This is a genomic window from Thaumasiovibrio clandestinus, assembly GCF_047250365.1.
GTDB lineage: Bacteria > Pseudomonadota > Gammaproteobacteria > Enterobacterales > Vibrionaceae > Thaumasiovibrio.
The window spans coordinates 18,945-40,406 of record NZ_JBLBVL010000005.1 but is presented as its reverse complement, the minus strand read 5'-3'; the positions used below and the strand labels follow the sequence as shown (position 1 = coordinate 40,406).

The following is a 21,462-nucleotide window of genomic DNA, read 5'->3' as shown; positions in this document are numbered from 1 at the left end:
CCTGTACACCTGGCGTTATTGTAACCCTTTTCGGAGGCTATTTTGGATAAGATTTTTGTTGATGAAGCTGTAAATGAGCTTCATACCCTGCAGGACGTACTGCGCTGGACAGTTAGCCGCTTTAATGCAGCAGGCCTATTTTACGGCCACGGCACCGATAACGCGTGGGATGAAGCCGTCGCGCTGGTGTTACCTAGCCTCTATCTACCCATCGATATTCCCGCCCATGTGCGCGAATCTCGCCTAACAAGCAGTGAAAAACTACGCATAGTAGAGCGTGTGGTGCGTCGCATTAATGAACGCGTGCCTACCGCTTATCTCACCAATAAAGCATGGTTCTGTGGCTTGGAGTTCTATGTTGATGAACGCGTGTTGGTGCCACGTTCACCAATTGCTGAATTAATCGAAGCGCAATTTCAACCATGGTTAACACCAGAGCCTAGCCGAATTTTAGATCTCTGCACGGGCAGTGGCTGCATCGGTATTGCTTGCGCTCACGCCTTTCCAAACGCTGAAGTGGATATTGTTGATATATCGACCGATGCGCTAGCGGTAGCCGAGCAAAACATTCAAGATCATGGCCTAGAGCAACAGGTGATTCCAATGCGCTCTGATCTGCTGCGGGATATTCCAAAAGACAAATATGATCTGATTGTTACCAATCCACCTTATGTTGATGAAGAAGACATGAACAGCCTGCCAGATGAGTTCGAACACGAACCTGAGCTGGGTCTTGCCGCTGGCACTGATGGCTTAAAACTGGTTCGTCGCATTTTGGCTAACGCACCAGACTACCTAAAAGAGACGGGCATTTTGATCTGTGAAGTGGGTAATTCGATGGTTCATATGATGGAGCAGTACCCTGAGATCCCATTCACGTGGATTGAGTTCGAACACGGCGGGCACGGTGTGTTTATGCTGACTCGTCAGCAGCTGCTAGATTGCGCTGACACGTTTAAGCTGTATCGTGACTAAGCTTTACCGAAACTAAGCTATACCGAGACTAAGCTTTATAATTAAGGCGATAGCATAATTAAGCCAGCCTAGTCTTAACGCGAACGACAAGGTCTTAAACGCGAAAAGCAAGAGAAGAGCGCTATCCCCTCTTCTCTTGCTTCTTTTTTCTTTTACCGTGCTGAATTAAAAACAGACCAGACTAAAAAGCCCCTAGCTCTTTCTCTAGCTCTTTCTGCTCAAAGTATTCTTCTATTTTCCGGCGCGCTTCAGCCTGACGCTGTTTGCTGGTTTTACTCTCTTTAACTTGCTCTGTTTCTGCGCTCACTTTTCGTTTCATTTACGATCCTTGTAATATCAATGCTGTGTATTAAACAACCACGGTGAGGTAACAGCGTGCCCCCACCGCGAATGCCTATTAAATTTTTATATTGTCGGTGTCTCTGTTACCACACCAGCATTCTGTGCGCGGTGGCGCAGTAAGTGATCCATTAAGGTGATTGCCATCATTGCTTCGGCAATGGGTACGGCGCGTATTCCAACACATGGGTCGTGGCGCCCTTTGGTGATCACCTCTGCCGACTCCCCGTTCGTCGTGATGGTTTTACCCGGTACCGTAATACTCGATGTCGGTTTTAACGCGATATGGGCGATAATATCTTGCCCTGATGAGATACCGCCTAAAATGCCACCAGCATGATTCGATAAAAAGCCGTCTGGGGTGAGTGCATCACGGTGTTCACTGCCTTTTTGCGCGATAACACCAAATCCGTCACCAATCTCCACCCCTTTCACCGCATTGATCGACATCAGGCTATGCGCCAAATCGGCATCTAAGCGATCAAATACCGGCTCGCCTAAACCAACCGGAACATGGGAAGCCAAAACAGACACCTTGGCACCAATAGAGTCACCCTCTTTTTTTAATGCACGGATCAGTTCATCAAAAGCTTCAAGCTTGGTGGGGTCGGGGCAGAAAAAAGGGTTTTGCTCAATCTGATCGAGCTCTACCTGATCAATGGCAATATCACCCATTTGTGACAAGTAACCGTGTATCTCGATACCGTGGGCCTGTTTAAGGTACTTTTTAGCAATGGCCCCAGCAGCAACGCGCATGGCGGTTTCGCGTGCCGATGAACGCCCACCCCCGCGGTAGTCACGCACACCATATTTTTGATGATAGGTGTAATCGGCATGCCCAGGCCTAAATAGCTGCGAGATCTCCGAGTAATCTTTTGAGCGTTGGTCAGTGTTTTCAATCAGTAATCCAATCGAGGTACCGGTGGTTACGCCATTAAACACCCCAGACAGTATTTTAACCTGATCCGGTTCACGACGTTGCGTGGTATATTTTGATGTGCCTGGACGACGACGATCTAAATCGCCTTGAAGATCGGATTCAGTCAGTGAAATCCCCGGAGGGCATCCATCAACAATACAGCCTAAAGCCACCCCGTGGCTCTCTCCGAAAGTAGTAACTCGGAATAAATCGCCGATAGAATTTCCCGCCATGACGTCCCCTGTTGCGTTGCAGTAATCTGATTGTGATCACATCGTGTGAATAATTATGAACATTTGATAATGCTGGAAAAACAGACGAATGGCAAGGAGAAATTAGCACATATACCCATAGGGCCTGTGTGGTCTTCACCACTCTGGCCCTATTTATCGGTGGTTATTTAGCCTCTTACATCTAAGTAACGTAAATAGGCATTACGCAAACGTTGCTCATTTTGCTCAAAATACGCTGGCGACATACGGTTACGGTTTAAGTAACGGCGCTCTATGCGGTTTTGCATCCGCACACGGTTGCCAAGCCCACTATTTAGGTTATTGTGTGTTTTCGCATTAATACGCGTTTGAATCGCATATTCAAATTCATCGCTACCGCGCACCTGTACATAGCCCGGCTTCATATCGCGGTTCAGTGTTAACGGAATGGTTACCCCGATACTAAGAAACTCTTCGGCTAGATCGCTGCCTTTGGCTTTGCTGTTTAGGTAGCGCGCGGTTATTTTGGTATCGCCCACCCAGTGGTGGCTATACAGGCTATAACCTTCATCCTGGCCAAAATACTTGCCCGCTTCAACCTGTCCTTGCCAATTAAACGCTGGCAAGTTTAGGGTATAGGTCGCAAGTTGAGTTTCGCGAACCGGCCGGAAGCGGCCATAATCATCGGTTCTATCTTCTGGTTTCCACTCCGAGTATTGCCAACCTAGCGTATGCATGCCTTGAGGTGAATTCCACACCGTTTCATTTAGCCAACCATTGTAGCTGCCAAAGGCATGACCCACGCTAAACTGGGTATAGATGTTATGCGGCAAACCAAAGGTTTGATTTAACAGTATACGATCTACTTGGCTTTCGTGTCGGTTCTTACCCCAAATACGCCCGTCATCATAATCGTCGCTGTTGGCCAATGGCAACAGGTGGCGCACATCCAACGAGGCGCCGCGCCATAACGGCACATACACATTGCTGGCTAGCGCCAGTGAGTAATCGAAAAAGCCATATTCTGTGGCTAGAGTATGGTACAACGAGGGGGCTAAAACGACTTGCACACGTCCAAAGCCCGAGGCTTGACGTGCCAACTCCCACTCGGTCTCGCCATTGGCATAACTGGCATTAACAAACTGAGTAACAGAACAAGGTACACCAGAAGACAAAAACTCACGGTAGCAGCTGGCGTTGGTTTCTGCCTCAATCATGGCAATGCCATTTTCCAATAACGACACGGCAATATCAGCTTGGCCATTGCCATTGCCTTCGAGGTGCGACGCGACAATGCCCAGCGCAACGCCTAATGCATCGGCTTTGTTGTGATTATAGCGGCGATCTTCTAGTTCGATCACTGTAACCGGATTATCGTTGTCGGCATCACGCTGCCCTAAACGAACATTTAAAAAACCTTCATCTAACAGGGCTTGTAGCATCGATTGGCGATTAGATACCGAGGCTTTATCTAGCTCAATCGCTAAGCGCTCTTCTTGGGTTAGCTCTAAACTGTTTTGTGCAATGCGCTTATTTTTGTCTCTTCCTATCAATGGAATCGAGGCATTAATGTTCCAGATGTCGAGATCTTTTTCGTGGCTGCTATACACTTGGTATTGCGCCCCTAACTGGGCATCAAACGGCAAGTAGCCTTGCGGCGTAAACAGACGCACAGCGGCGTTGGCTTCAACGGCATCGTATTCACCCACGAACTGGGCAAAGGGCAAAGGTTGCAGCTCAATGCCACCAAATGCGCCATGCATTACCCCTGAGCCAAAGTTTGACTGACCGTAGCCCGCTGAGACGCGCAGCGGTAAAAATTCAAAGGTTTTATCTGCGACAATGTACTTAACATCGAAATTATTCGCCGCACCACCAATGTCCTGCATCCCCGCAGCCACATGAATGCCGGTAAAATCATAAATAAACGGCAGTTGGACTTTCATTGAAGCAGAGAGGTCACGCCCTGGGCAGTTAGGTTCAACATACTGATTACAGGTATAGTTACCTTTTACTACAACGCGCCCGACTCCTTCTGCGCCCGGAAAAAAGCCTAACGCCCCCACCCAATTATCCCACTCCCTTATGCCTGAGCCATTTTGGCTGCGATAAAAAGGCACCCCTTGACCAAAGGAGTAGTTAAAATTGCCATACTCGGTCACTTGCGCATTGGGGGTAAAGACTAAGCCAGTAAAACTCTGATTACTGATAAACGTATCGATCTGTGCCCATGCACTGCTGGAGATAACACAGCCCGATGCGATAGCAACGCCGAAAGCCAAGCCGCGAGCAGAAAAAGAAGGGAGCCTTGCCACTGCTGATATCCTTATCACTTGTTCTTATAATAGAGAAAAAAGGCACCCGCAGGTGCCTTGAGCAAATTAATTGCGGTTGAATATAACCATGATTGTTAATGACGGCCGTTAGGTCATCACTACTGAATCATCGTTATTTAGCCATTGCCGTCACCAACACCACCGTCGCCACCCGTACCACCGGTGCCACCGGTTGGATCTTCTGGGTCTACAGGCTCACCAACAGTTGGCTTATCCGTTTTATCGGTAATGTCTGAAGGTAGGTCTTTTGGATCGTCTACTTTCACGACTTCTTCAAATATAGCGTCATCACCTAATACGTCACCAACATCGACATAAACAACGTCTTCGCCATTATTGCCTTTTGGATAATCTGGGTTTTTCGCTACCACATCTTCAGCGATCACTTTCGTTACTTTGGCAATATCAGCTACAGGCTTATTCGGCTGGGCAACCAACGCATCTGACAAAACGGTGTTAGTCGCTGAAACCACGGTTAGATCTTTCGCTGGTAACTTAGCAATGGTCGCTTCTGGCGCCGTTAATAGATCGGCTACTGAAATGTTGTTGTTATTAAAGATGGCATCTAAGCCTAGGTCTTTCATCACTTCTAGTGCGGTTGACTCGTCATATTCTTCCACACCCTGCGCTTCAAGCGTTTTCGCAATCAACGTAGAGAGTGGGGTTGCTGCGGCTGGAGCATCTGCGCTAAATAGGCCTTTTGGCGCTGAATAAACAGCTTTCGACAAATCTTTGCCATTCGACATATCTTTTGCACCAGCTGTTGGCCCAAACTCAATCGAACATGTTTCTGGTGCCGAGACAAACGTAGGCGCATCGATATAAACCAATCCTTTTACATCACTCTTCGCGGTTGTGCCTTTGCTGCCATCTTCACACTCAAATGTTGAAGTAATGCCGAAAATTGCCGGATCATAAGCTTGCACCTCTTTTGATACTGATGCTGGATCATCACTATCAAAAAAGCACCCTGATAAAATTACACTGCCCACCAACGTGGCCAAAATTGTCTTCTTCACTACCGTCTCCTTAGCTGTAAATCAAAACGCTGCGATTTGCTGGGTCACGTTTACGTGAGCGCTCCTGCCTAGCCAACAGTAAGAGTCATTCAAGGGGTTTAGTTATTGTTCAGTCGAGTTTCCGCTCGTCGCCAACCACTGAGCAGCCACCCCCCCTTTTATGTTGTTCCCTAGCTGTCCTTTATGCCAGAAATGCAAATCGTCAGAAATTGGACATGGATGTCTCTTTATTCATCCACTCAGGAGCTGATATTACCACCATATAAAATTAATCACACATGAATTTTATATTTTGCGAAACTGGTCGTTACGACCACTCACTCGCGTGACACAAATCACCGCTATCAATAACAATCAACACAAGGGAGCAAGGTCAAGGTATTAGCCGCGTTCCATCCACAATAGTTCAGACTGTTCTGTGTCAGGGTCGTATTCGATGCAGGCAACGGTTGAGGTGGGGAACATTGGCGCAGGCAAGTTGGGAACCAGCTCGGCAGTCAGGTAGCCAACTAGGGGTAAATGCGATACCAACATCAAACTATCTGGACGTTCAACACTAACAAAGGCTTTAATGTAGCTCGCCACTTGCTCAGGATCGCCATAGGGGGTAATCCCTTCTTCGGTCTGCACCTGTTTTGCCTCGATATGCGTTTGCACAGCACGCCATGTCTGCTCGGCGCGTAGGTATGGGCTCACCCAGACCACGTCAATATGGCCTAACCCTTTTTCGCTCAACATTGCCGCTATGTTTACCGAATCCTGCTCACCACGCGTTGTTAACGGGCGCAGCGGATCGGTGTGGGCAAAGGTTTGAGCTTCACCATGACGCATAATTAAAATACGCATAATAGAATCCATCACTCATGTCATTTTTTACTGTTACAGTCTATGCTATCAGTGCTTATTAACAAAGGTAAAGCATTGGTTTGCCAGCTTGCGTTATCATCGTCATAATAAATCTGTCAATACGAACTAAAAGGTTACCCAGTGCATATTAGTCCCAACGATCATAAACGCTATCACTCGCTGGTATTAAGTAATCAACTACGTGTTCTTCTGGTGCACGACTCGCAGGCAAGCCGCAGCGCTGCTGCATTGTCTGTTGAAGTTGGGCATTTTCATGACCCAGACGACCGTCAGGGGATGGCGCACTTTTTAGAGCATATGTTGTTTCTCGGCACAGAAAAGTACCCTAAGGTTGGCGACTTCCAATCCTTTATTAATCTGGCTGGCGGCCATAACAATGCTTGGACTGGCACTGAAAACACCACATTTTTCTTTGATGTTCGTCCCAATTCTTTTGCTGAGGGGTTAGATCGCTTTGGCCAATTCTTCACCGCCCCGCTGTTTAACGCTGAAGCGGTAGATAAAGAACGTAATGCCGTTGACTCCGAGTACAAGCTTAAAATTAACGATGATACTCGCCGTGTCTACCAAGTGCACAAAGAGACCATTAACCCCGCTCACCCATTTAGCAAATTTTCTGTGGGTAGCATCGATACGCTGGAAGATCGTGATGGCAAAAGCATTCGTGATGACTTGATCGATTTCTATCAAACGCACTACTCTGCGCACCGAATGGGACTGGTGCTATTAGGGCCACAATCCCTGCAGCAGTTAGAAACATTCGCTCGCACTTACTTTAATGATATTCCTCTGCACAACACGGTTGATCTCTCGGTTAATGTCCCCTTGGTCACCGAAAAAGAGCAAGCGCAGCTAATTCGTATTGAGCCAATTAAAGAGGTGCGCAAGTTAACCCTTTCCTTTACCTTGCCCAATATCGATCGCCATTATCGCATAAAGCCGCTCTCTTATATTGCCCATCTTATCGGCTACGAAGGGCCAGGAAGCCTAATGTCTAGCCTAAAAGCGCAAGAGTTAATTAATGCACTCGCGGCAGGTGGTGGGGTATCTGGTAGCAATTTCCGCGAGTTTACCATCAGCGTGAATTTAACGCCGAAAGGGTTGACCGCCATCGACACCATTGTTGAAGAAATTTTTGCCTATATTAAACAAATCAAGCAACATGGGCTGGCGGAGTGGCGCTATTTAGAAAAGAAAGCGGTATTAGAGTCTGCGTTTCGTTTTCAAGAGAAATCCCGTCCGCTCGATACCGTCAGTTATCTGGTATTAAATCTCCTGCATTACGCCAACGAAGACATCGCTTATGGCGACTATATTATGTCGGGCTATGACGAGCCGCTAATTTTGCAGCTATTGAACATGCTAACCCCCAATAATATGCGCTTGACCAAGGTGGCTAAAGGGGTGCATACCGACCAAAACGCAGATTGGTACAACACCCCTTACTCAGTGACACCGTTTAGCGCTGAACAACTGCAACGCTGGCAGAACGTAGCGCTTAACCCTGTTCATCAGCTACCAGAAAAGAACCCGTTTATCAGTTACAGTTTAGATCCTAAACCCCTGCAAAACCCTTCGCCCGTACCTGAGCTGATTCAAGATTTACCAGGGTTTCGCTTATGGTATAAACAGGAAGAGGAGTTTCATCTGCCTAAGGGGATGATTTATATTGCGATAGACAGCCCTGAAGCGGTAGCCAGTCCGCGCAATATTGTCATGACTCGGCTTTGTGTTGAAATGCTACTGGAAGCGTGCAACGAGGCGGCCTATCAAGCCGAGATTGCCGGCCTTGGCTACAACATCTATGCACATCAAGGTGGTGTTACCTTGCAGCTGTCTGGTTTTACCGAGAAACAGCCACTTCTGCTCGAACTCCTGCTCGACAAGTTTGTTCATCGTGACTTTAATCCAGAGCGTTTTCATTTCATCAAAGCTCAGCTAAAACGAAACTGGCAAAATACCACCAAAGAAAAACCGGTATCACAGCTGTTTAATATGCTGTCTGGGCTGCTTCAACCCAACAACCCGCCACATAAAGAGTTACTTAAAGCGCTGGAGACGATCTCGCTTGAAGAGCTACCGGATTTTGTTCACGCTATCTTTTCTACTGTGCATATTGATGCCTTTGTGTATGGCGACTGGCAAAAACAACACGTGCTGGAGATTGCTGAAGTAGTAAAAGATACCTTCCGTGTCGAAAACCAGCGTTATGGCGAGGTTGAGCGTCCACTAAATATGTTGTCTGGATTAGGTACTGGGTTGTTGGAGCTCGAAGTCGAACATGATGACTCCGCCATTTTGATCTATTACCAATCAGAAAGCACACACCCGGAATCGGTCGCGACCTACACGCTTGCCAACCATTTAATGTCGGCGACCTTTTTTCATGAGTTAAGAACCCGTCAACAACTGGGCTACATGGTCGGCACAGCCAATATGCCGATGAATCGACACCCAGGTTTGATTTTTTATATTCAAAGCCCACTAAAAGGCACGGAAGATCTCCATTACGCGATTGATGACTTTATTAATGCCTTTGCACTTGAACTAATTGAACTCAATGAAGATCAGTGGGAAAGCAGCAAAGCGGGCTTGATTGCTCAAATTTCTGAGCCTGACACCAATTTACGCGCCAGAGCACAACGCTACTGGAATGCGATTGGCAATAAAGATGATCATTTTGACTATCGCCAACGCGTCGCCAGCGCAATCAAACGCTTAGAGCGTGCTGATATGATCCGTTTTGTTGTCGAGGTGCTTAAGCCGCGCAAAGCTAATCGTATTATTGTTTTCTCGCAAGGCAATAAGCACCAAGATATGCCGTCGTTGAGTGAAAATTTGAGTGATTAGCGCTACCAAGCTGCGCTATTCACGACACCACACTTTGCACCGAGCGACCTTATCATTTTCATGATCGCCAGATACAAAAACGCCCCGTCGTAAGACGAGGCGTGCTAGTTATTAATGCAAACGTGTGGTCGGTGAAAAGCCTGTTTTCAAGGAGCTGGGAACCCCCGACCCTCTGGTCCTGCTACTCCTTAACCAGATGCGCTACCAAGCTGCGCTATTCACGACACAACACTTTACACCGAGCATCCTTATCATTTTCATGATCGCCAGATACAAAAACGCCCCGTCGTAAGACGAGGCGTTTAATGTGGTCGGTGAAGAGGGATTCGAACCCCCGACCCTCTGGTCCCAAACCAGATGCGCTACCAAGCTGCGCTATTCACCGAAACTCTTTTGCTTTATTTTTGCGTTGACTGAGGGTCGCCCTCTGGTCCCGCTATTCCTAAAGCCGGAGATGCGCTACCAAGCTGCGCTATTCACCGATATCCTGTTGTCGTACCGCGTAATGCCATACCACTAATAAGTGGTCGGTGAAGAGGGATTCGAACCCCCGACCCTCTGGTCCCAAACCAGATGCGCTACCAAGCTGCGCTATTCACCGACAATCATCAAAAGGCTTATCGCCTTAAGAGGTCGCCTATAATACCCAGCAAAAAAAAATTCACAAGAGGTACGCTTGTTTTTTTTCTTAAATCGCGAACAAATGGTTACTTTAAATACAAGCTGGCGAACTTTGATACCATTTGTGACGAATTTCAGCATCCTGCATTTCTCTGCTCTGGCTTTCTCGGGCAATTTTCCCTATTCTCACTACATGATTTATGTAGTTTAGTAGAAAACGAATCATGACAATAAACGACGAAATGGCGCTGTTTAAAGAGATGATGGCAGACGTCGCGCCAATCAGCCAAGACAAAGTACAACAAGAAAAGAAGCATCGCGTTACCGACGCTCAGCGTGCGCGACAAGCCGCCGCGCAAACCTTATCTGAAAGTACACCCGAATACCTTTCTATTAACTATGCCAATATGGTTAAGCCTGACGACCATCTGGCGTTTAAGCGTGATGGCGTGCAAGAGGGGGTATTCAAAAAGATGCGACTGGGCAAGTATGAAATACAAGGGCGTTTAGATCTGCATCGCCGCACCCTAAAACAAGCAAGAGATGAAGTACTTACATTTCTGCGCCAATGCCAACGTATGGATGTTCGCCAAGTAATTATTGTGCATGGCAAAGGTGAAAAGTCGAACCCTCCAGCAATGATGAAAAGTTACGTCGCTGCATGGTTACAACAAATCAGTGATGTGATGTGTTATCACTCCGCGATGCGTCAGCACGGTGGAACGGGCGCGGTGTACGTTCTGCTGAAAAAAAGTGCAGAGAAAAAGCTAGAGAATCGCGAACGTCACCAAAAGCGCATGAGTTAAGTTCACTTGCCGAGCGGTACGAACTGCCCACGGGTTAAAGTGGAGAGATCTTGCGGAGCAAGTTCGATCTCTAGTCCTCTACGCCCCGCACTCACACACACCGTATCAAATTGCTGCGCACTGTTATCGATAAAGGTGGGCAACGCTTTTTTTTGCCCCAGCGGGCTGATGCCACCGACGATGTAGCCAGTGATTTTTTCTGCCATTACCGGATCGGCCATTTCTGCTTTTTTATATCCTGCCGCTTTGGCTGCTGCTTTTAAATCGAGTTTGCCAGCCACTGGCACAACAGCAACACAAAGGGCTTTAGCATCATCGTGTTTACAAAATAGCAGTGTTTTGAATACTTGTGCAGGATCTTGACCTAGCGCCGTAACAGCCTCGTTACCAAAGTCTGTGTTGGCGGGATCGTGTTGATACTGGTGCACAGCATGAAAAATACGCTTCTTTTTGAGTAAATTGATCGCTGGGGTCATTGCTGTCCTTTTGCCTCTCGATTTATGCCGCTCGTTTATGCTGCTCACTTATGCTGCTCATTTATGCTGAACAGGGTTTTCGAATAAATAATGCACCGCTATCGCCGCCAACTCAACCCTTTGTTTTAACATTAAGATGATGCTGCAATACCTCATTGTCGTTGCTGTTACCGTTGTCGGTATTGGTTTGAAATAGGCAGGCATAAAAAAAGCGTACCCATTGGTACGCTTTTCACTCTTATTGGCTGAGTTTATTTATACACAATCTCACCGCGTGGATCATAATCGGCTGGATTAATAGGGCTGTTGGCCTGTAGGTAAGCCTTTAATACTTCGGCATCAACGAAGCCAGTATTAACGTGCCCTGGATGATCTTTGATAACAGGATAGCCATCTCCCCCTGCTGCATTAAATTCAGGTAGGGTGAAGCGATACACTTTTTCCAAATCGATAGGTTCACCACCGATACGGACATCCTGCACAGTTTGGCCGTCAGCTATCATTTCGATTCCATAAAATTGCGCGTAAGCACCAGAATCAACCGGCTTATTGGCCACCACGTTTAAGTAATCGAGCACTTCAGAACCCGTAAAATCGTTATAGGTCACCATATTACCAAACGGTTGAACAATCAGAACGTCACGGTAAGTAAACTCGCCTTCACCAATTGAGTCACGCACACCACCTGAGTTCATTATCCCGAAATCGGCATTAGCGCGTTCCATGTGCGCTTTTGCAATCAAACGGCCTAGGCTTGTCTGTTCGAAGCGCACCTTATTACGGTCACCTTCCAGTTTGCCTGTCGCTTCTGCGACGATTTCGCCGAGTAGGTCTTGTCCACGCTCTTGGTAAGGACGTAAGAACTCAAGCACCTTTTCGTTTTCTTCAATTTCATCTTGAATAAAGACGCGTTGTGATGAGCCGTCATCTAACTTGATTTTTTTCTTCAGGTTAACGGGAATCAAGTCATAGCTCACCATGTTGAGCTCACCATTAATAAATTCAAAATCCGCTTTACCGACGTACTTACCCCACTCATGCGCCTGAACAATCCACGTATCATTTTGATTGTCTGGCTTGCACTCGTCACCCGGTGCAAAACTGGTGTTGTACATGTTCGGGCCTTCCATACAGACAGGCTCTTGTGAGTGACCACCAACGACAATGTGCAGATCTTCGGCATTTACATAGCGTGCTAACGCAACATCACCCGGTGCATTAACACCGTGATTGCCGCCAGCATAATGCCCCATGTGCGTGGTCGCAATGATCACATCGGGATTTTCTGAGGCTTTTAATTCATCAATCAGGCGTTGAGCTTCAACCTTAGGATCACGGAACTCTAATGTTTTTACATTATCAGGGTTGACTACTTTTGCCGTATCTTCTGTGGTTAAACCGATAACAGCAACTTTTATACCTTGTAAGTCAAAAATTTCATACGCTTGAAATGCGCGCTCTCCGCTTTCTCGGTAAAAAATATTGGCTGACAGCATTGGGAAGTTAGCCCACTCTTGTTGTTGCATCAACACGTCAAGCGGGTTGTCGAACTCGTGATTACCTAATGCCATTGCGTCGTAACCCAACAAATTCATGCCTTTAAAGTCAGGCTCTGCATTTTGTAGATCAGATTCTGGTACACCCGTATTAATATCGCCACCAGACAACAGTAGTGATATTCCACCTTCCGCCGCAACGTCAGCGCGTAACTGATTGAGAAGCGTTTTGCGTGCTGCCATGCCATACTCGCCGTGACGGTTCTGCCAGAATCGTCCATGGTGATCATTGGTATGAAGTATGGTCAACTTATAAACGGTATCTTTTTCCCAACTCGATGGTTGGGATACCGCTGAACAGCCCATTAAGGTGGCCAGTAGCGCTGCACTTATCGCTGTACGCAAAAAACGAGAATTTGTCATTTGTTTCACCCATATTTATATCCATGCACGAATTAGCATAGACAATGTATGTTTCAATTTTAAAGGCGTGTCGTTTTTGATCTAAAAGACCATCAAAGTCTAATAAATAATTGACCACTTGCATGAGTACAACATTGTAAATGTTAGATTAATCACATTAATATATTCAATATGTTATGAGGGAATGATGCGCCATTCGCGAAAGGAATGTAAAACGATGAAGCGTGATGAGTGATGAGTGATGAGTGATGAGTGATCATTTACTCAATGCGGGCTTTGTCAACCATGTTGAACAAAGCCCGAACAGCACCATTTGTGACTATTTGTTGCGTAACACCATTGTCACTGCTGCTGCAATCGCGAGGAAGAAACAGTAATAAGAGTGTGCCACGACTGTCAGGGGTGATAAACCAAACACCGAACCTAACAGGAGTGCCTGTGCACCATAAGGCAACACACCCTGAATAACGCAAGAGTAGATATCCAATAAACTCGCGCTGCGACGCGGTGCGACGTTGTTTTCATCTGCTATTTCACGTGCTACACCACCCGCCACAATAATGGCAACTGTGTTGTTAGCCGTACACAAGTTAGTCAGGCTGACAACTGAAGCAATACCCATTTCGCTGCCACGGCGGCTATTCTTATGGCCTTTTATCAGCTTGCTCACTTGACGGGTAATAAAGGCTAACCCGCCTTGCTGGCGCATCAGCTCACCAATGCCACCAATCAGCATCGACAGCAAGAAAATTTCCTGCATTTTACCAAAGCCAGCATAAATATCGTTACCAAAAACGCCAAGGCTATATTCAGGCATGGTAATAAAACCAATGCTACCAGCCAGCACAATACCTAAGCTCAAGACAACGAACACATTTAAGCCTGCGACGGCAAGCACAAGAATGGTTAGGTACGGAACAACCTTTAGCCACTCAATCGTTTCAACTTGGGGCACCTGAGTCACTTTGCTGCTCAGCGCGAACAGAACCAATGCAACGATCGCTGCAGGTAAAGCGATGCGGATGTTTTCTTTAAATTTGTCTCGCATGTGACACCCTTGCGAGCGGGTGGCTGCAATCGTGGTGTCAGAAATGATGGATAAGTTATCACCAAACATGGCTCCACTTAATACCACGCCAGCGGTTAGCGCGACATCCATCTCTGCAGCTGTTGCGATGCCTAACGCAACAGGGGCAACGGCGGCAATGGTACCCATCGAGGTGCCCATCGAGGTCGCAATGAACGCCGATATCATAAAGATACCAGGTAGGATTAAGGCCGCTGGAATCATCGCCAGACCGAGATTTACGGTCGCTTGAACACCGCCCGTTGCACTCGCTACAGCTGCAAATGCGCCAGCAAGCAAATAGATCATACACATTGCGATGATATCAGTATGGCCAACACCACGAAGAAACTGTTCTATCGCTTTATTGAGCGTCTCTTTACTGAGCAAAATACCCAAAATGACGGCTGGCAATGCCGCTACCGGTGCAGGTAGCTGATAAAACGCCATTTCGACACCTTGTAGGGTCATATATAGTCCTGTTCCAATAAACAATAACAGGAATAGAAATAGCGGCGTTAATGCCTTAAAAGAGGGAGAAGGTGTTGTGGTTGCACTACTGTTTGACATGTCTACAGCTCATTATTTTATAAATTGGCGCTAGATTAATGGATACATCTATCCATGTCAACGTCTGGACGTCCAAACGCCCAAAGAGCCATAACTCAATACGTCAGACCAACATTGCCATCGCAATTTAACAACATCCGCCATATATACTCGAACTTTAAACGCTATATTTAACAACCTTTTTTAGTGATTTCTATTTATTGACTATATTCGATCTGGCTCATATTTTAATACGGTGACTAAATAAAGCTTAGACTATTGTGCACAATTAAACTTACAGTTCATTCCTTAGCGGAAATGAATAATCAAATTAAATACAACTGCAGTAACAGCGCCATACCTGCCAAGCATGAGTCAAATGAAATAAGTCTGTCATGTCACGTTTCTGTTTGACATTTCTATTAATGAGTAGAAAATAGGCAAACATCACGCATCAGCAACTTATTTTCGGATTACCACATGACACTAAAACAAAAACTAATAGGTGCCACGCTTTTGGCTGTAATAAGTATGGCCGTCGTCATGAGCGCCGTTATTGGGGTTAATTACTATGATTTTGGCAGAAGCAATATTTATTCTAAAACAGAATCATCAGCGTCACTAATTGGCGATAATATCACCACTTGGCTTAACGATAGACAGCGAATTCTCAGCGCATTAAAGGACAGCCACTCTGGTGTACCGTCACTCAACGCGTTGATTCAAGCCAGAGAATCTGGTGGATTTTATGATGTCTATTTCGGCACCGCACGCGGTGATATGTTTATTAGCCTCGATGATGAACTGCCTGAAGGTTACGACCCACGACAGCGCGATTGGTATATCGATGCGGTAAATAAAAGAGGGGAGATTATTAGTGAGTCGTACCAAGATGCGACGACTTTAGAAACTACAATTACCTTAGCTCAGCCAGTATATGAAAGTGGTCAATTATTGGGCGTATTAGCCGCTGACATTGTTATTGATAGCTTAATAAAAGATATCGCCAGCCATCAATTAGGCAATAACACCCACACGATTCTATTTGAAGATACACGCATCCTCGCTCACCGTAATTCACAACTATTACAGCAGCCGATGCAACGTATTCACCCTGATATGTCCCCTTCATTTATTAATAAGGCAATACAAGAAGATCGCATACAAGTTCTGGAATTGAACAATAATAAACCAATGTTCTCCTTTTATCGGGTTCCTGGTACTGATTGGACACTCGCCATCGAGATGGATTTCGATACGGAAATTTCGACAGGTTACAGCTCTTTTAAAAGCGTCGTATTCGCCGGTATCGTCGTTATTGTTTTAGTTGTTGGTTTGGTAAGCCTACTGATTAACTACCTGTTCCGTGACCTTAACAATGTATCCGCCGCATTGCAGACGATTGCATCGGGTGAGGGCGATCTGACTCAACGACTCGAACCAAGAAATGATGATGAGGTGGGTCAACTCGCCCATAACTTTAACCTTTTTGTCAGCCATATGCATGGCATGGTGCTGCGAATGCGAGAAATCGCCGAGCAACTCAGCGCACAATCTGATCAAACCGCAGCCCAAGCTCAGCAGCGCAGTGTTGGCATCTGCCAGCAGCAGCAAGAGATTGCCAGTGTAGCAACCGCGATTGACCAGATGGCAACAGCGACACATGAAGTGGCCAGCCATGCAGAAGAGACCGCGCGTACATCTCAGCACAGTGTGTCGCTCTCTTCAAATGGTGCCCAGCAAGTAAAACAGAGCCAAGCCTCAACGACAGAACTGGCCAGCGAAGTCGAGATGGCAACAGAGGTGATTAATGCACTGGACGAACATACCAAGAGTATTAATACCATTCTTGCGACGATTCAAGGTGTTGCCGAACAAACCAACCTACTCGCGTTAAATGCGGCGATTGAAGCGGCTCGCGCTGGTACACAGGGCCGAGGCTTCGCCGTGGTCGCCGATGAAGTGCGCGTACTGAGTCAACGTACCCATGACTCGACCGCTGAAATCCAAACCACCATAGAAACACTACAACGTGTGACACAAGAAGCAGTGGCACTGATGACCGACAGTCGCAAACTGGCGGATACCAGTGTTAGTGATGCCAACCAGGCTGCGGCTAGCCTTGGGAAAATTACGGATGCCATTAATGAGATCAGTGATATGGCGACGCAAATCGCCTCTGCGGCGGAAGAGCAATCACTGGTAACACGTGAGATCACCCGAAATACGCAGAGTATTCGTCAAGTCGCTGACGACATGGCTGACGAAGCGGGGGAAGCGGCAGCTCAAGCGAATTCATTGTCGTCGCTGGCTCATCAACTACAGGGTGAAGTAGAGAAGTTTAAAGTGTAAATTGCCAATTTTCGGATGAGTCAATGGACTAAAACTTATCTCGATACCGGACACTGAAAACAAAAAAACCTCACATTAACAATGTGAGGTTTTTTATATCAGCAAAAACAAGAGCGTTTAGGCTATGTCGATGTGCTCAAAACTCTTCACCAAATCATCAAGCTGTTTGGCTTGAGCAAGGAAGGGCTCTAACTTATCCAATGGGAACGCCGATGGGCCATCACAACGCGCATTGTCTGGGTCTGGGTGTGCTTCCATAAACAAACCAGCAATGCGGGTCGCCATACCAGACAAGGCCAGATCAACCGTCTGCTCTCGACGTCCACCCGATGCTGCGCCCTGCGGATCACGGCATTGTAGTGAATGGGTAACATCAAAGATGATTGGGCTACCGTTAGAGACCTTTTTCATCACATCAAAGCCTAACATGTCGACCACGAGGTTATCGTAACCATGCAATGCGCCACGTTCACATAAAATGATGTTCTCGTTATCGCATTCGGCAAACTTTTCAACAATATTACCCACCTGTCCCGGGCTCATGAACTGTGGTTTCTTCACATTGATCACTGCACCGGTTCTTGCCATCGCTTGCACTAAATCGGTCTGACGGGCTAGAAATGCCGGTAGTTGAATCACATCAACCACATCTGCCACTGGCTGACACTGTTCAATTTCATGCACATCGGTAATAATTTTCACGCCAAATTGTGCTTTTAACGCTTCAAAAATTTTCATCCCTTCGTCTAAACCAGGACCACGGTATGAGTGAACGGACGAGCGGTTAGCCTTATCAAAAGAGGCTTTAAATACGTAAGGGATACCTAATTTGTCGGTCACCTCAACGTATTTTTCACAGATACGCATCGCTAAATCATGCGACTCAAGGACATTCATGCCACCAAAAAGCACAAATGGCTTATCATTGCTGACGTCTATTTCACCAATACGAACCGTTTTCTGTTCCATCATTTTTCTCTTTACTTGATATTTTAGTGCAGTGTGGCTGGCGACTCGTTGAGTGCTACCACCTGAAGTTTTAATATGTGTGCGGCAGGGTCGTCGGGACATTGATCGATAAAGAACTGATAGTCCTGTGCTGCTAAATGGTCGACTTCCAACTGTTGATAAATATAGCCGCGATCTCGATGTTCATGCGGGTCTTCAGGACTAAAGTGCAAGGCCATGTCGCTACAACTCAATGCAAAGGCATAGTTTTCTTCTCGAATCATTGCCCCTTTTGTCACGCCAAGCCAGCGTCCAATCACTGTTGAGTGCTCAGCAGCCCTTAGGTGTTTATCTTCTAGCTCAGAGAAAGGGCCCTCTTGGCCAATTAACCAGGCTCGCAATAAATGCCTGGTGACAAACACACCGTTAAACGGGTCAAAATAGCTTGGCTCACGGTTGTCACACCAATCGATACGCAACAAAAATTGAGTAGGAAAGTTCACGGCTTTAACGGGCAGTTCCATATCCTCTGCCAAGTAGAGAAAAATCGCGCCTAATGTGACGGGCGAGCCGCTTCGCGCTTCTAGCACTTTTGCCAAAAACAGGTTGTCTGAGTGGTAGAAGCTTTCACTATCACCGTGAAAACCCCACTCGTTGTAAAACAAACGCACTAAACAGTCGAAGCGATCACGCTCATCGGGAACGATCATGCAATGCTGTTCCGCCTCTTCAGCCAGCTCGTCCAGTTGATTCATCACCCACTCAAAAGACTGTGATGAGTCAATTATCGCATTGAGACGCGCACCACCTTCGGCCAGTGGCATCGCATCCAGTTGTTCATCTGTAAATTGGTACATCGATTCCCCAAATCATCCAAACAGCGTCGTTGCTTTGGTGGTCGCTATATTGTAAGCCAGCACTAACCAACCCATTGCACCGAGGAAAGCAAAGGTTTGAAACAGGCGGCTATGACCTCGAAATGCAAACACGCCTAACGCAATATACGCTAAAACACAGGTAAATTTGTTAGTCAGCCATGCGCCTTCTGCCGTAAACGGCATATAACCCGTTGCAAAAATCAATGCAACCCCACTTAATAGTAAGCAGGTATCGATAGCGTGTGGCGCTATTTTAAACAGCTTGGTTTTTAGTAGATGTGAACCACCCATAAGCAAACCAAATCGGAAAATAAACAGTATGGCACTGACAAATATCAATCCCATATGTAAGTGTTTTAATGCTAAGTACATAGATTTATCCTTTCCAACGTCCCATTGTTACCCGATCTTGCCCCGCATAATCTTGCTCTGTCCGCACCTCAGCGTAGCCTAATTCTTGCAAACAGTGGCGCGATAATACGCCTTGGTCGTAACCATGTTCAAACATTAACCACCCTCCCGCGGTAAGATAATTGCGAGCTTGAGAGGCAATTAGGCGAATATCAGCCATGCCTTTCTCTTGCGCGATTAATGCAGACGCCGGTTCAAAACGCACGTCACCTTGAGTTAAATGCGGGTCGTGCGGATCGATGTATGGGGGATTACTAACAATAACGCCAAACTGCGGCTCCGCCTTTAACGATGAGAACCAACTGCCTTGCTGGAAGTGGCAGTTCGAGATCCCGAGTTGCTGACCATTCTCTGTCGCCAGTGCGACGGCTTCATGACGTAAATCAACCCCGATCACGCGGCAATCTGGCCGCTCAGAGGCGAGCGCCAGTGCAATAGCACCCGTCCCAGTGCCAAGATCCAACACGGCGACTGGCGATGACGATATTTTTGCCAACGCGAGTTCAACTAATCGCTCAGTATCTGGGCGAGGGATCAGTGTGGTCGGTGACACCTTGAGCGGCAGCGACCAAAACTCACGCACTCCCGTAATGTAGGCAACAGGCTCACCCGTTTCGCGACGGGCTAACATGTCGTTCAGCATATCAACTTGTGCACTATCGAGCTGATGCTCAGGCCAAGTAAATAAAAAGCTTCTTGGCTTGTCCAGGACGTGAAGCAACAACACTTCTGCATCGATCTGCGGACTCGATGAGCCCGCTTCTGTCAGCTGTGCCTTGGCTTGCTTTAGCCAGCTTTCAACTGTGATTGTCATGATGTCGACTTAGTTATTTTCAGCCAGTGCTGCAAGCTGATCGGCTTGGTGCTCTTGTAAAACAGGCTCAATCAAACTGTTTAGGTCCCCTTCCATCACTTCGTTCAAGCGATATAAGGTTAAGTTAATACGGTGGTCTGACACACGACTTTGCGGGTAATTGTAAGTACGAATTCGGTCACTACGGTCACCACTACCCAGCAGGTTACGACGCGTTGATGCTTCTTCAGCATTACGCTTCTCTTCTTCTGCTTTAATGATACGCGCTGCTAGCACTGACATCGCTTTTGCTTTGTTTTTGTGCTGTGAACGCTCGTCCTGACATTCAACCACAATACCGGTTGGTAAGTGAGTAATACGAATAGCAGAATCGGTGGTATTGACGTGCTGACCACCGGCACCAGAGGCGCGGAAGGTGTCAATTTTCAAATCACCGGCATTAATTTCCGGCACTTCAGCTTCTGGAATCTCAGGTAAAACCGCGACGGTGCAAGCCGAGGTATGGACACGCCCCTGTGATTCTGTCGCAGGAACACGCTGAACTCGGTGTCCACCTGACTCGAATTTCAGTATGCCGTATGCGCCTTCGCCATTCACTTTGGCGACCATCTCTTTATAACCGCCCTGCTCACTGCTATTGGCATTGATTACTTCAACACGCCAGCCTTGCGCTTCTGCATACTTACTGTACATGCGGAACAGATCGCCGGCGAAAATACCTGCTTCATCTCCCCCTGCACCAGCACGGATCTCAACAAAACAGTTTCTATCATCGTTAGGATCTTTAGGTAGCAACAACACTTGAAGATCATCGCTCAGCTGCTCTATTTGCGCTTTAGCGTCTTTGATCTCTTCTTGCGCCATTTCGCGCATTTCGGGATCGTCTTCATTGGCCATCTCTTCTGCCGCTAATAAATCTTCTTGTGCTTGCTGGAAGCGTTGGAAGCACTGAGTCACTTCCTCTAACTGTGAGTACTCGCGAGATAACGCACGAAAACGATTCTGATCGCCAATGATTTCGGGATCGCCAAGTAAATGTTGTACCTCTTCATAACGCTCTACTAGCGTTTGAAGCTTTTGCAGAATGGAAGGTTTCATAGGTGTT

17 protein-coding genes and 2 tRNA genes are annotated in these 21,462 nt (G+C 46.9%); 4 read left to right on the top strand and 15 right to left on the bottom strand.

Annotated features, from left to right (window positions below):
* Positions 1-42 precede the first annotated feature (42 nt).
* Positions 43-975 carry a 50S ribosomal protein L3 N(5)-glutamine methyltransferase gene (prmB, locus tag ACKLNH_RS09060; RefSeq protein WP_413111935.1) on the top strand — a complete coding sequence of 311 codons (933 nt, stop codon included), beginning with the start codon at positions 43-45 and terminating at the stop codon, positions 973-975.
* A 181-nt stretch (positions 976-1,156) separates the two neighbouring features.
* On the opposite strand, the gene ACKLNH_RS09055 is transcribed toward prmB, so the two are convergent.
* The 5 genes from ACKLNH_RS09055 to sixA all read right to left on the bottom strand — a co-directional run bounded on the left by ACKLNH_RS09055 (position 1,157) and on the right by sixA (position 6,646).
* Positions 1,157-1,294 (bottom strand): PA3496 family putative envelope integrity protein, encoded by a 138-nt coding sequence (locus tag ACKLNH_RS09055; protein WP_413111934.1) that lies wholly within the window; start codon positions 1,292-1,294, stop codon positions 1,157-1,159.
* 86 nt (positions 1,295-1,380) lie between these two features.
* Positions 1,381-2,466, bottom strand: a complete 1,086-nt coding sequence (aroC, locus tag ACKLNH_RS09050; protein WP_413111933.1) for a chorismate synthase — start codon at positions 2,464-2,466, stop codon at positions 1,381-1,383.
* Positions 2,467-2,633: 167 nt separating this feature from the next.
* Complete coding sequence (locus tag ACKLNH_RS09045; protein WP_413111932.1) at positions 2,634-4,760, bottom strand: YjbH domain-containing protein; 2,127 nt, start codon at positions 4,758-4,760, stop codon at positions 2,634-2,636.
* 137 nt (positions 4,761-4,897) lie between these two features.
* Positions 4,898-5,800 (bottom strand): hypothetical protein, encoded by a 903-nt coding sequence (locus tag ACKLNH_RS09040; protein ID WP_413111931.1) that lies wholly within the window; start codon positions 5,798-5,800, stop codon positions 4,898-4,900.
* Between the two features lie 381 nt (positions 5,801-6,181).
* The gene (gene sixA, locus ACKLNH_RS09035) at positions 6,182-6,646 is read right to left on the bottom strand and encodes a phosphohistidine phosphatase SixA (RefSeq protein WP_413111930.1); all 465 of its coding nucleotides are present in this window, start codon (positions 6,644-6,646) and stop codon (positions 6,182-6,184) included.
* Positions 6,647-6,787: 141 nt separating this feature from the next.
* Between sixA and ACKLNH_RS09030 the strand changes: the two genes are divergently transcribed.
* Positions 6,788-9,517, top strand: a complete 2,730-nt coding sequence (locus ACKLNH_RS09030; RefSeq protein ID WP_413111929.1) for an insulinase family protein — start codon at positions 6,788-6,790, stop codon at positions 9,515-9,517.
* A 308-nt stretch (positions 9,518-9,825) separates the two neighbouring features.
* On the opposite strand, the gene ACKLNH_RS09025 is transcribed toward ACKLNH_RS09030, so the two are convergent.
* Both ACKLNH_RS09025 and ACKLNH_RS09020 read right to left on the bottom strand, forming a co-directional pair.
* Positions 9,826-9,902 (bottom strand) — tRNA-Pro (locus ACKLNH_RS09025).
* A gap of 139 nt (positions 9,903-10,041) precedes the next feature.
* A tRNA-Pro gene (locus tag ACKLNH_RS09020) sits at positions 10,042-10,118 on the bottom strand.
* Positions 10,119-10,362: 244 nt separating this feature from the next.
* Here ACKLNH_RS09020 and smrA point away from each other — a divergent pair.
* Complete coding sequence (smrA, locus tag ACKLNH_RS09015; RefSeq protein ID WP_413111928.1) at positions 10,363-10,944, top strand: DNA endonuclease SmrA; 582 nt, start codon at positions 10,363-10,365, stop codon at positions 10,942-10,944.
* A 2-nt stretch (positions 10,945-10,946) separates the two neighbouring features.
* On the opposite strand, the gene ybaK is transcribed toward smrA, so the two are convergent.
* The 3 genes from ybaK to ACKLNH_RS09000 all read right to left on the bottom strand — a co-directional run bounded on the left by ybaK (position 10,947) and on the right by ACKLNH_RS09000 (position 14,975).
* The gene (gene ybaK / locus ACKLNH_RS09010; RefSeq protein ID WP_413111927.1) at positions 10,947-11,420 is read right to left on the bottom strand and encodes a Cys-tRNA(Pro) deacylase; all 474 of its coding nucleotides are present in this window, start codon (positions 11,418-11,420) and stop codon (positions 10,947-10,949) included.
* 251 nt (positions 11,421-11,671) lie between these two features.
* Positions 11,672-13,339 (bottom strand): bifunctional UDP-sugar hydrolase/5'-nucleotidase UshA, encoded by a 1,668-nt coding sequence (ushA, locus tag ACKLNH_RS09005; protein WP_413111926.1) that lies wholly within the window; start codon positions 13,337-13,339, stop codon positions 11,672-11,674.
* Positions 13,340-13,658: 319 nt separating this feature from the next.
* Positions 13,659-14,975: a Na+/H+ antiporter NhaC family protein gene (locus ACKLNH_RS09000; protein WP_413111925.1), complete on the bottom strand. Its 1,317-nt coding sequence runs from the start codon at positions 14,973-14,975 to the stop codon at positions 13,659-13,661.
* 459 nt (positions 14,976-15,434) lie between these two features.
* Here ACKLNH_RS09000 and ACKLNH_RS08995 point away from each other — a divergent pair, with 459 nt between their 5' ends.
* The gene (locus ACKLNH_RS08995; RefSeq protein WP_413111924.1) at positions 15,435-17,306 is read left to right on the top strand and encodes a methyl-accepting chemotaxis protein; all 1,872 of its coding nucleotides are present in this window, start codon (positions 15,435-15,437) and stop codon (positions 17,304-17,306) included.
* Positions 17,307-17,423: 117 nt separating this feature from the next.
* On the opposite strand, the gene kdsA is transcribed toward ACKLNH_RS08995, so the two are convergent.
* Genes kdsA through prfA form a run of 5 tightly spaced genes read right to left on the bottom strand, consistent with a single transcriptional unit; the run spans position 17,424 to position 21,455 of the window.
* Positions 17,424-18,278 carry a 3-deoxy-8-phosphooctulonate synthase gene (gene kdsA / locus ACKLNH_RS08990; protein ID WP_413111923.1) on the bottom strand — a complete coding sequence of 285 codons (855 nt, stop codon included), beginning with the start codon at positions 18,276-18,278 and terminating at the stop codon, positions 17,424-17,426.
* A 20-nt stretch (positions 18,279-18,298) separates the two neighbouring features.
* Complete coding sequence (locus ACKLNH_RS08985; protein WP_413111922.1) at positions 18,299-19,111, bottom strand: SirB1 family protein; 813 nt, start codon at positions 19,109-19,111, stop codon at positions 18,299-18,301.
* Positions 19,112-19,123: 12 nt separating this feature from the next.
* Positions 19,124-19,504 carry a SirB2 family protein gene (locus ACKLNH_RS08980; protein WP_413111921.1) on the bottom strand — a complete coding sequence of 127 codons (381 nt, stop codon included), beginning with the start codon at positions 19,502-19,504 and terminating at the stop codon, positions 19,124-19,126.
* A gap of 4 nt (positions 19,505-19,508) precedes the next feature.
* Positions 19,509-20,357: a peptide chain release factor N(5)-glutamine methyltransferase gene (gene prmC, locus ACKLNH_RS08975; protein ID WP_413111920.1), complete on the bottom strand. Its 849-nt coding sequence runs from the start codon at positions 20,355-20,357 to the stop codon at positions 19,509-19,511.
* Positions 20,358-20,366: 9 nt separating this feature from the next.
* Positions 20,367-21,455, bottom strand: a complete 1,089-nt coding sequence (gene prfA / locus ACKLNH_RS08970) for a peptide chain release factor 1 (RefSeq protein WP_413111919.1) — start codon at positions 21,453-21,455, stop codon at positions 20,367-20,369.
* Between the last annotated feature and the right edge of the window lie 7 nt (positions 21,456-21,462).

What these genes read in the sequence shown, in the direction of transcription:
- ACKLNH_RS09055 (WP_413111934.1), bottom strand. Translation starts at nt 1,294, where the DNA reads ATGAAACGAAAAGTGAGCGCAGAAACAGAGCAAGTTAAAGAGAGTAAA.
- aroC (WP_413111933.1), bottom strand. Translation starts at nt 2,466, where the DNA reads ATGGCGGGAAATTCTATCGGCGATTTATTCCGAGTTACTACTTTCGGA.
- sixA (WP_413111930.1), bottom strand. Translation starts at nt 6,646, where the DNA reads ATGCGTATTTTAATTATGCGTCATGGTGAAGCTCAAACCTTTGCCCAC.
- smrA (WP_413111928.1), top strand. Translation starts at nt 10,363, where the DNA reads ATGACAATAAACGACGAAATGGCGCTGTTTAAAGAGATGATGGCAGAC.
- ybaK (WP_413111927.1), bottom strand. Translation starts at nt 11,420, where the DNA reads ATGACCCCAGCGATCAATTTACTCAAAAAGAAGCGTATTTTTCATGCT.
- ushA (WP_413111926.1), bottom strand. Translation starts at nt 13,339, where the DNA reads ATGACAAATTCTCGTTTTTTGCGTACAGCGATAAGTGCAGCGCTACTG.
- ACKLNH_RS09000 (WP_413111925.1), bottom strand. Translation starts at nt 14,975, where the DNA reads ATGTCAAACAGTAGTGCAACCACAACACCTTCTCCCTCTTTTAAGGCA.
- ACKLNH_RS08995 (WP_413111924.1), top strand. Translation starts at nt 15,435, where the DNA reads ATGACACTAAAACAAAAACTAATAGGTGCCACGCTTTTGGCTGTAATA.
- kdsA (WP_413111923.1), bottom strand. Translation starts at nt 18,278, where the DNA reads ATGATGGAACAGAAAACGGTTCGTATTGGTGAAATAGACGTCAGCAAT.
- ACKLNH_RS08985 (WP_413111922.1), bottom strand. Translation starts at nt 19,111, where the DNA reads ATGTACCAATTTACAGATGAACAACTGGATGCGATGCCACTGGCCGAA.
- ACKLNH_RS08980 (WP_413111921.1), bottom strand. Translation starts at nt 19,504, where the DNA reads ATGTACTTAGCATTAAAACACTTACATATGGGATTGATATTTGTCAGT.
- prmC (WP_413111920.1), bottom strand. Translation starts at nt 20,357, where the DNA reads ATGACAATCACAGTTGAAAGCTGGCTAAAGCAAGCCAAGGCACAGCTG.
- prfA (WP_413111919.1), bottom strand. Translation starts at nt 21,455, where the DNA reads ATGAAACCTTCCATTCTGCAAAAGCTTCAAACGCTAGTAGAGCGTTAT.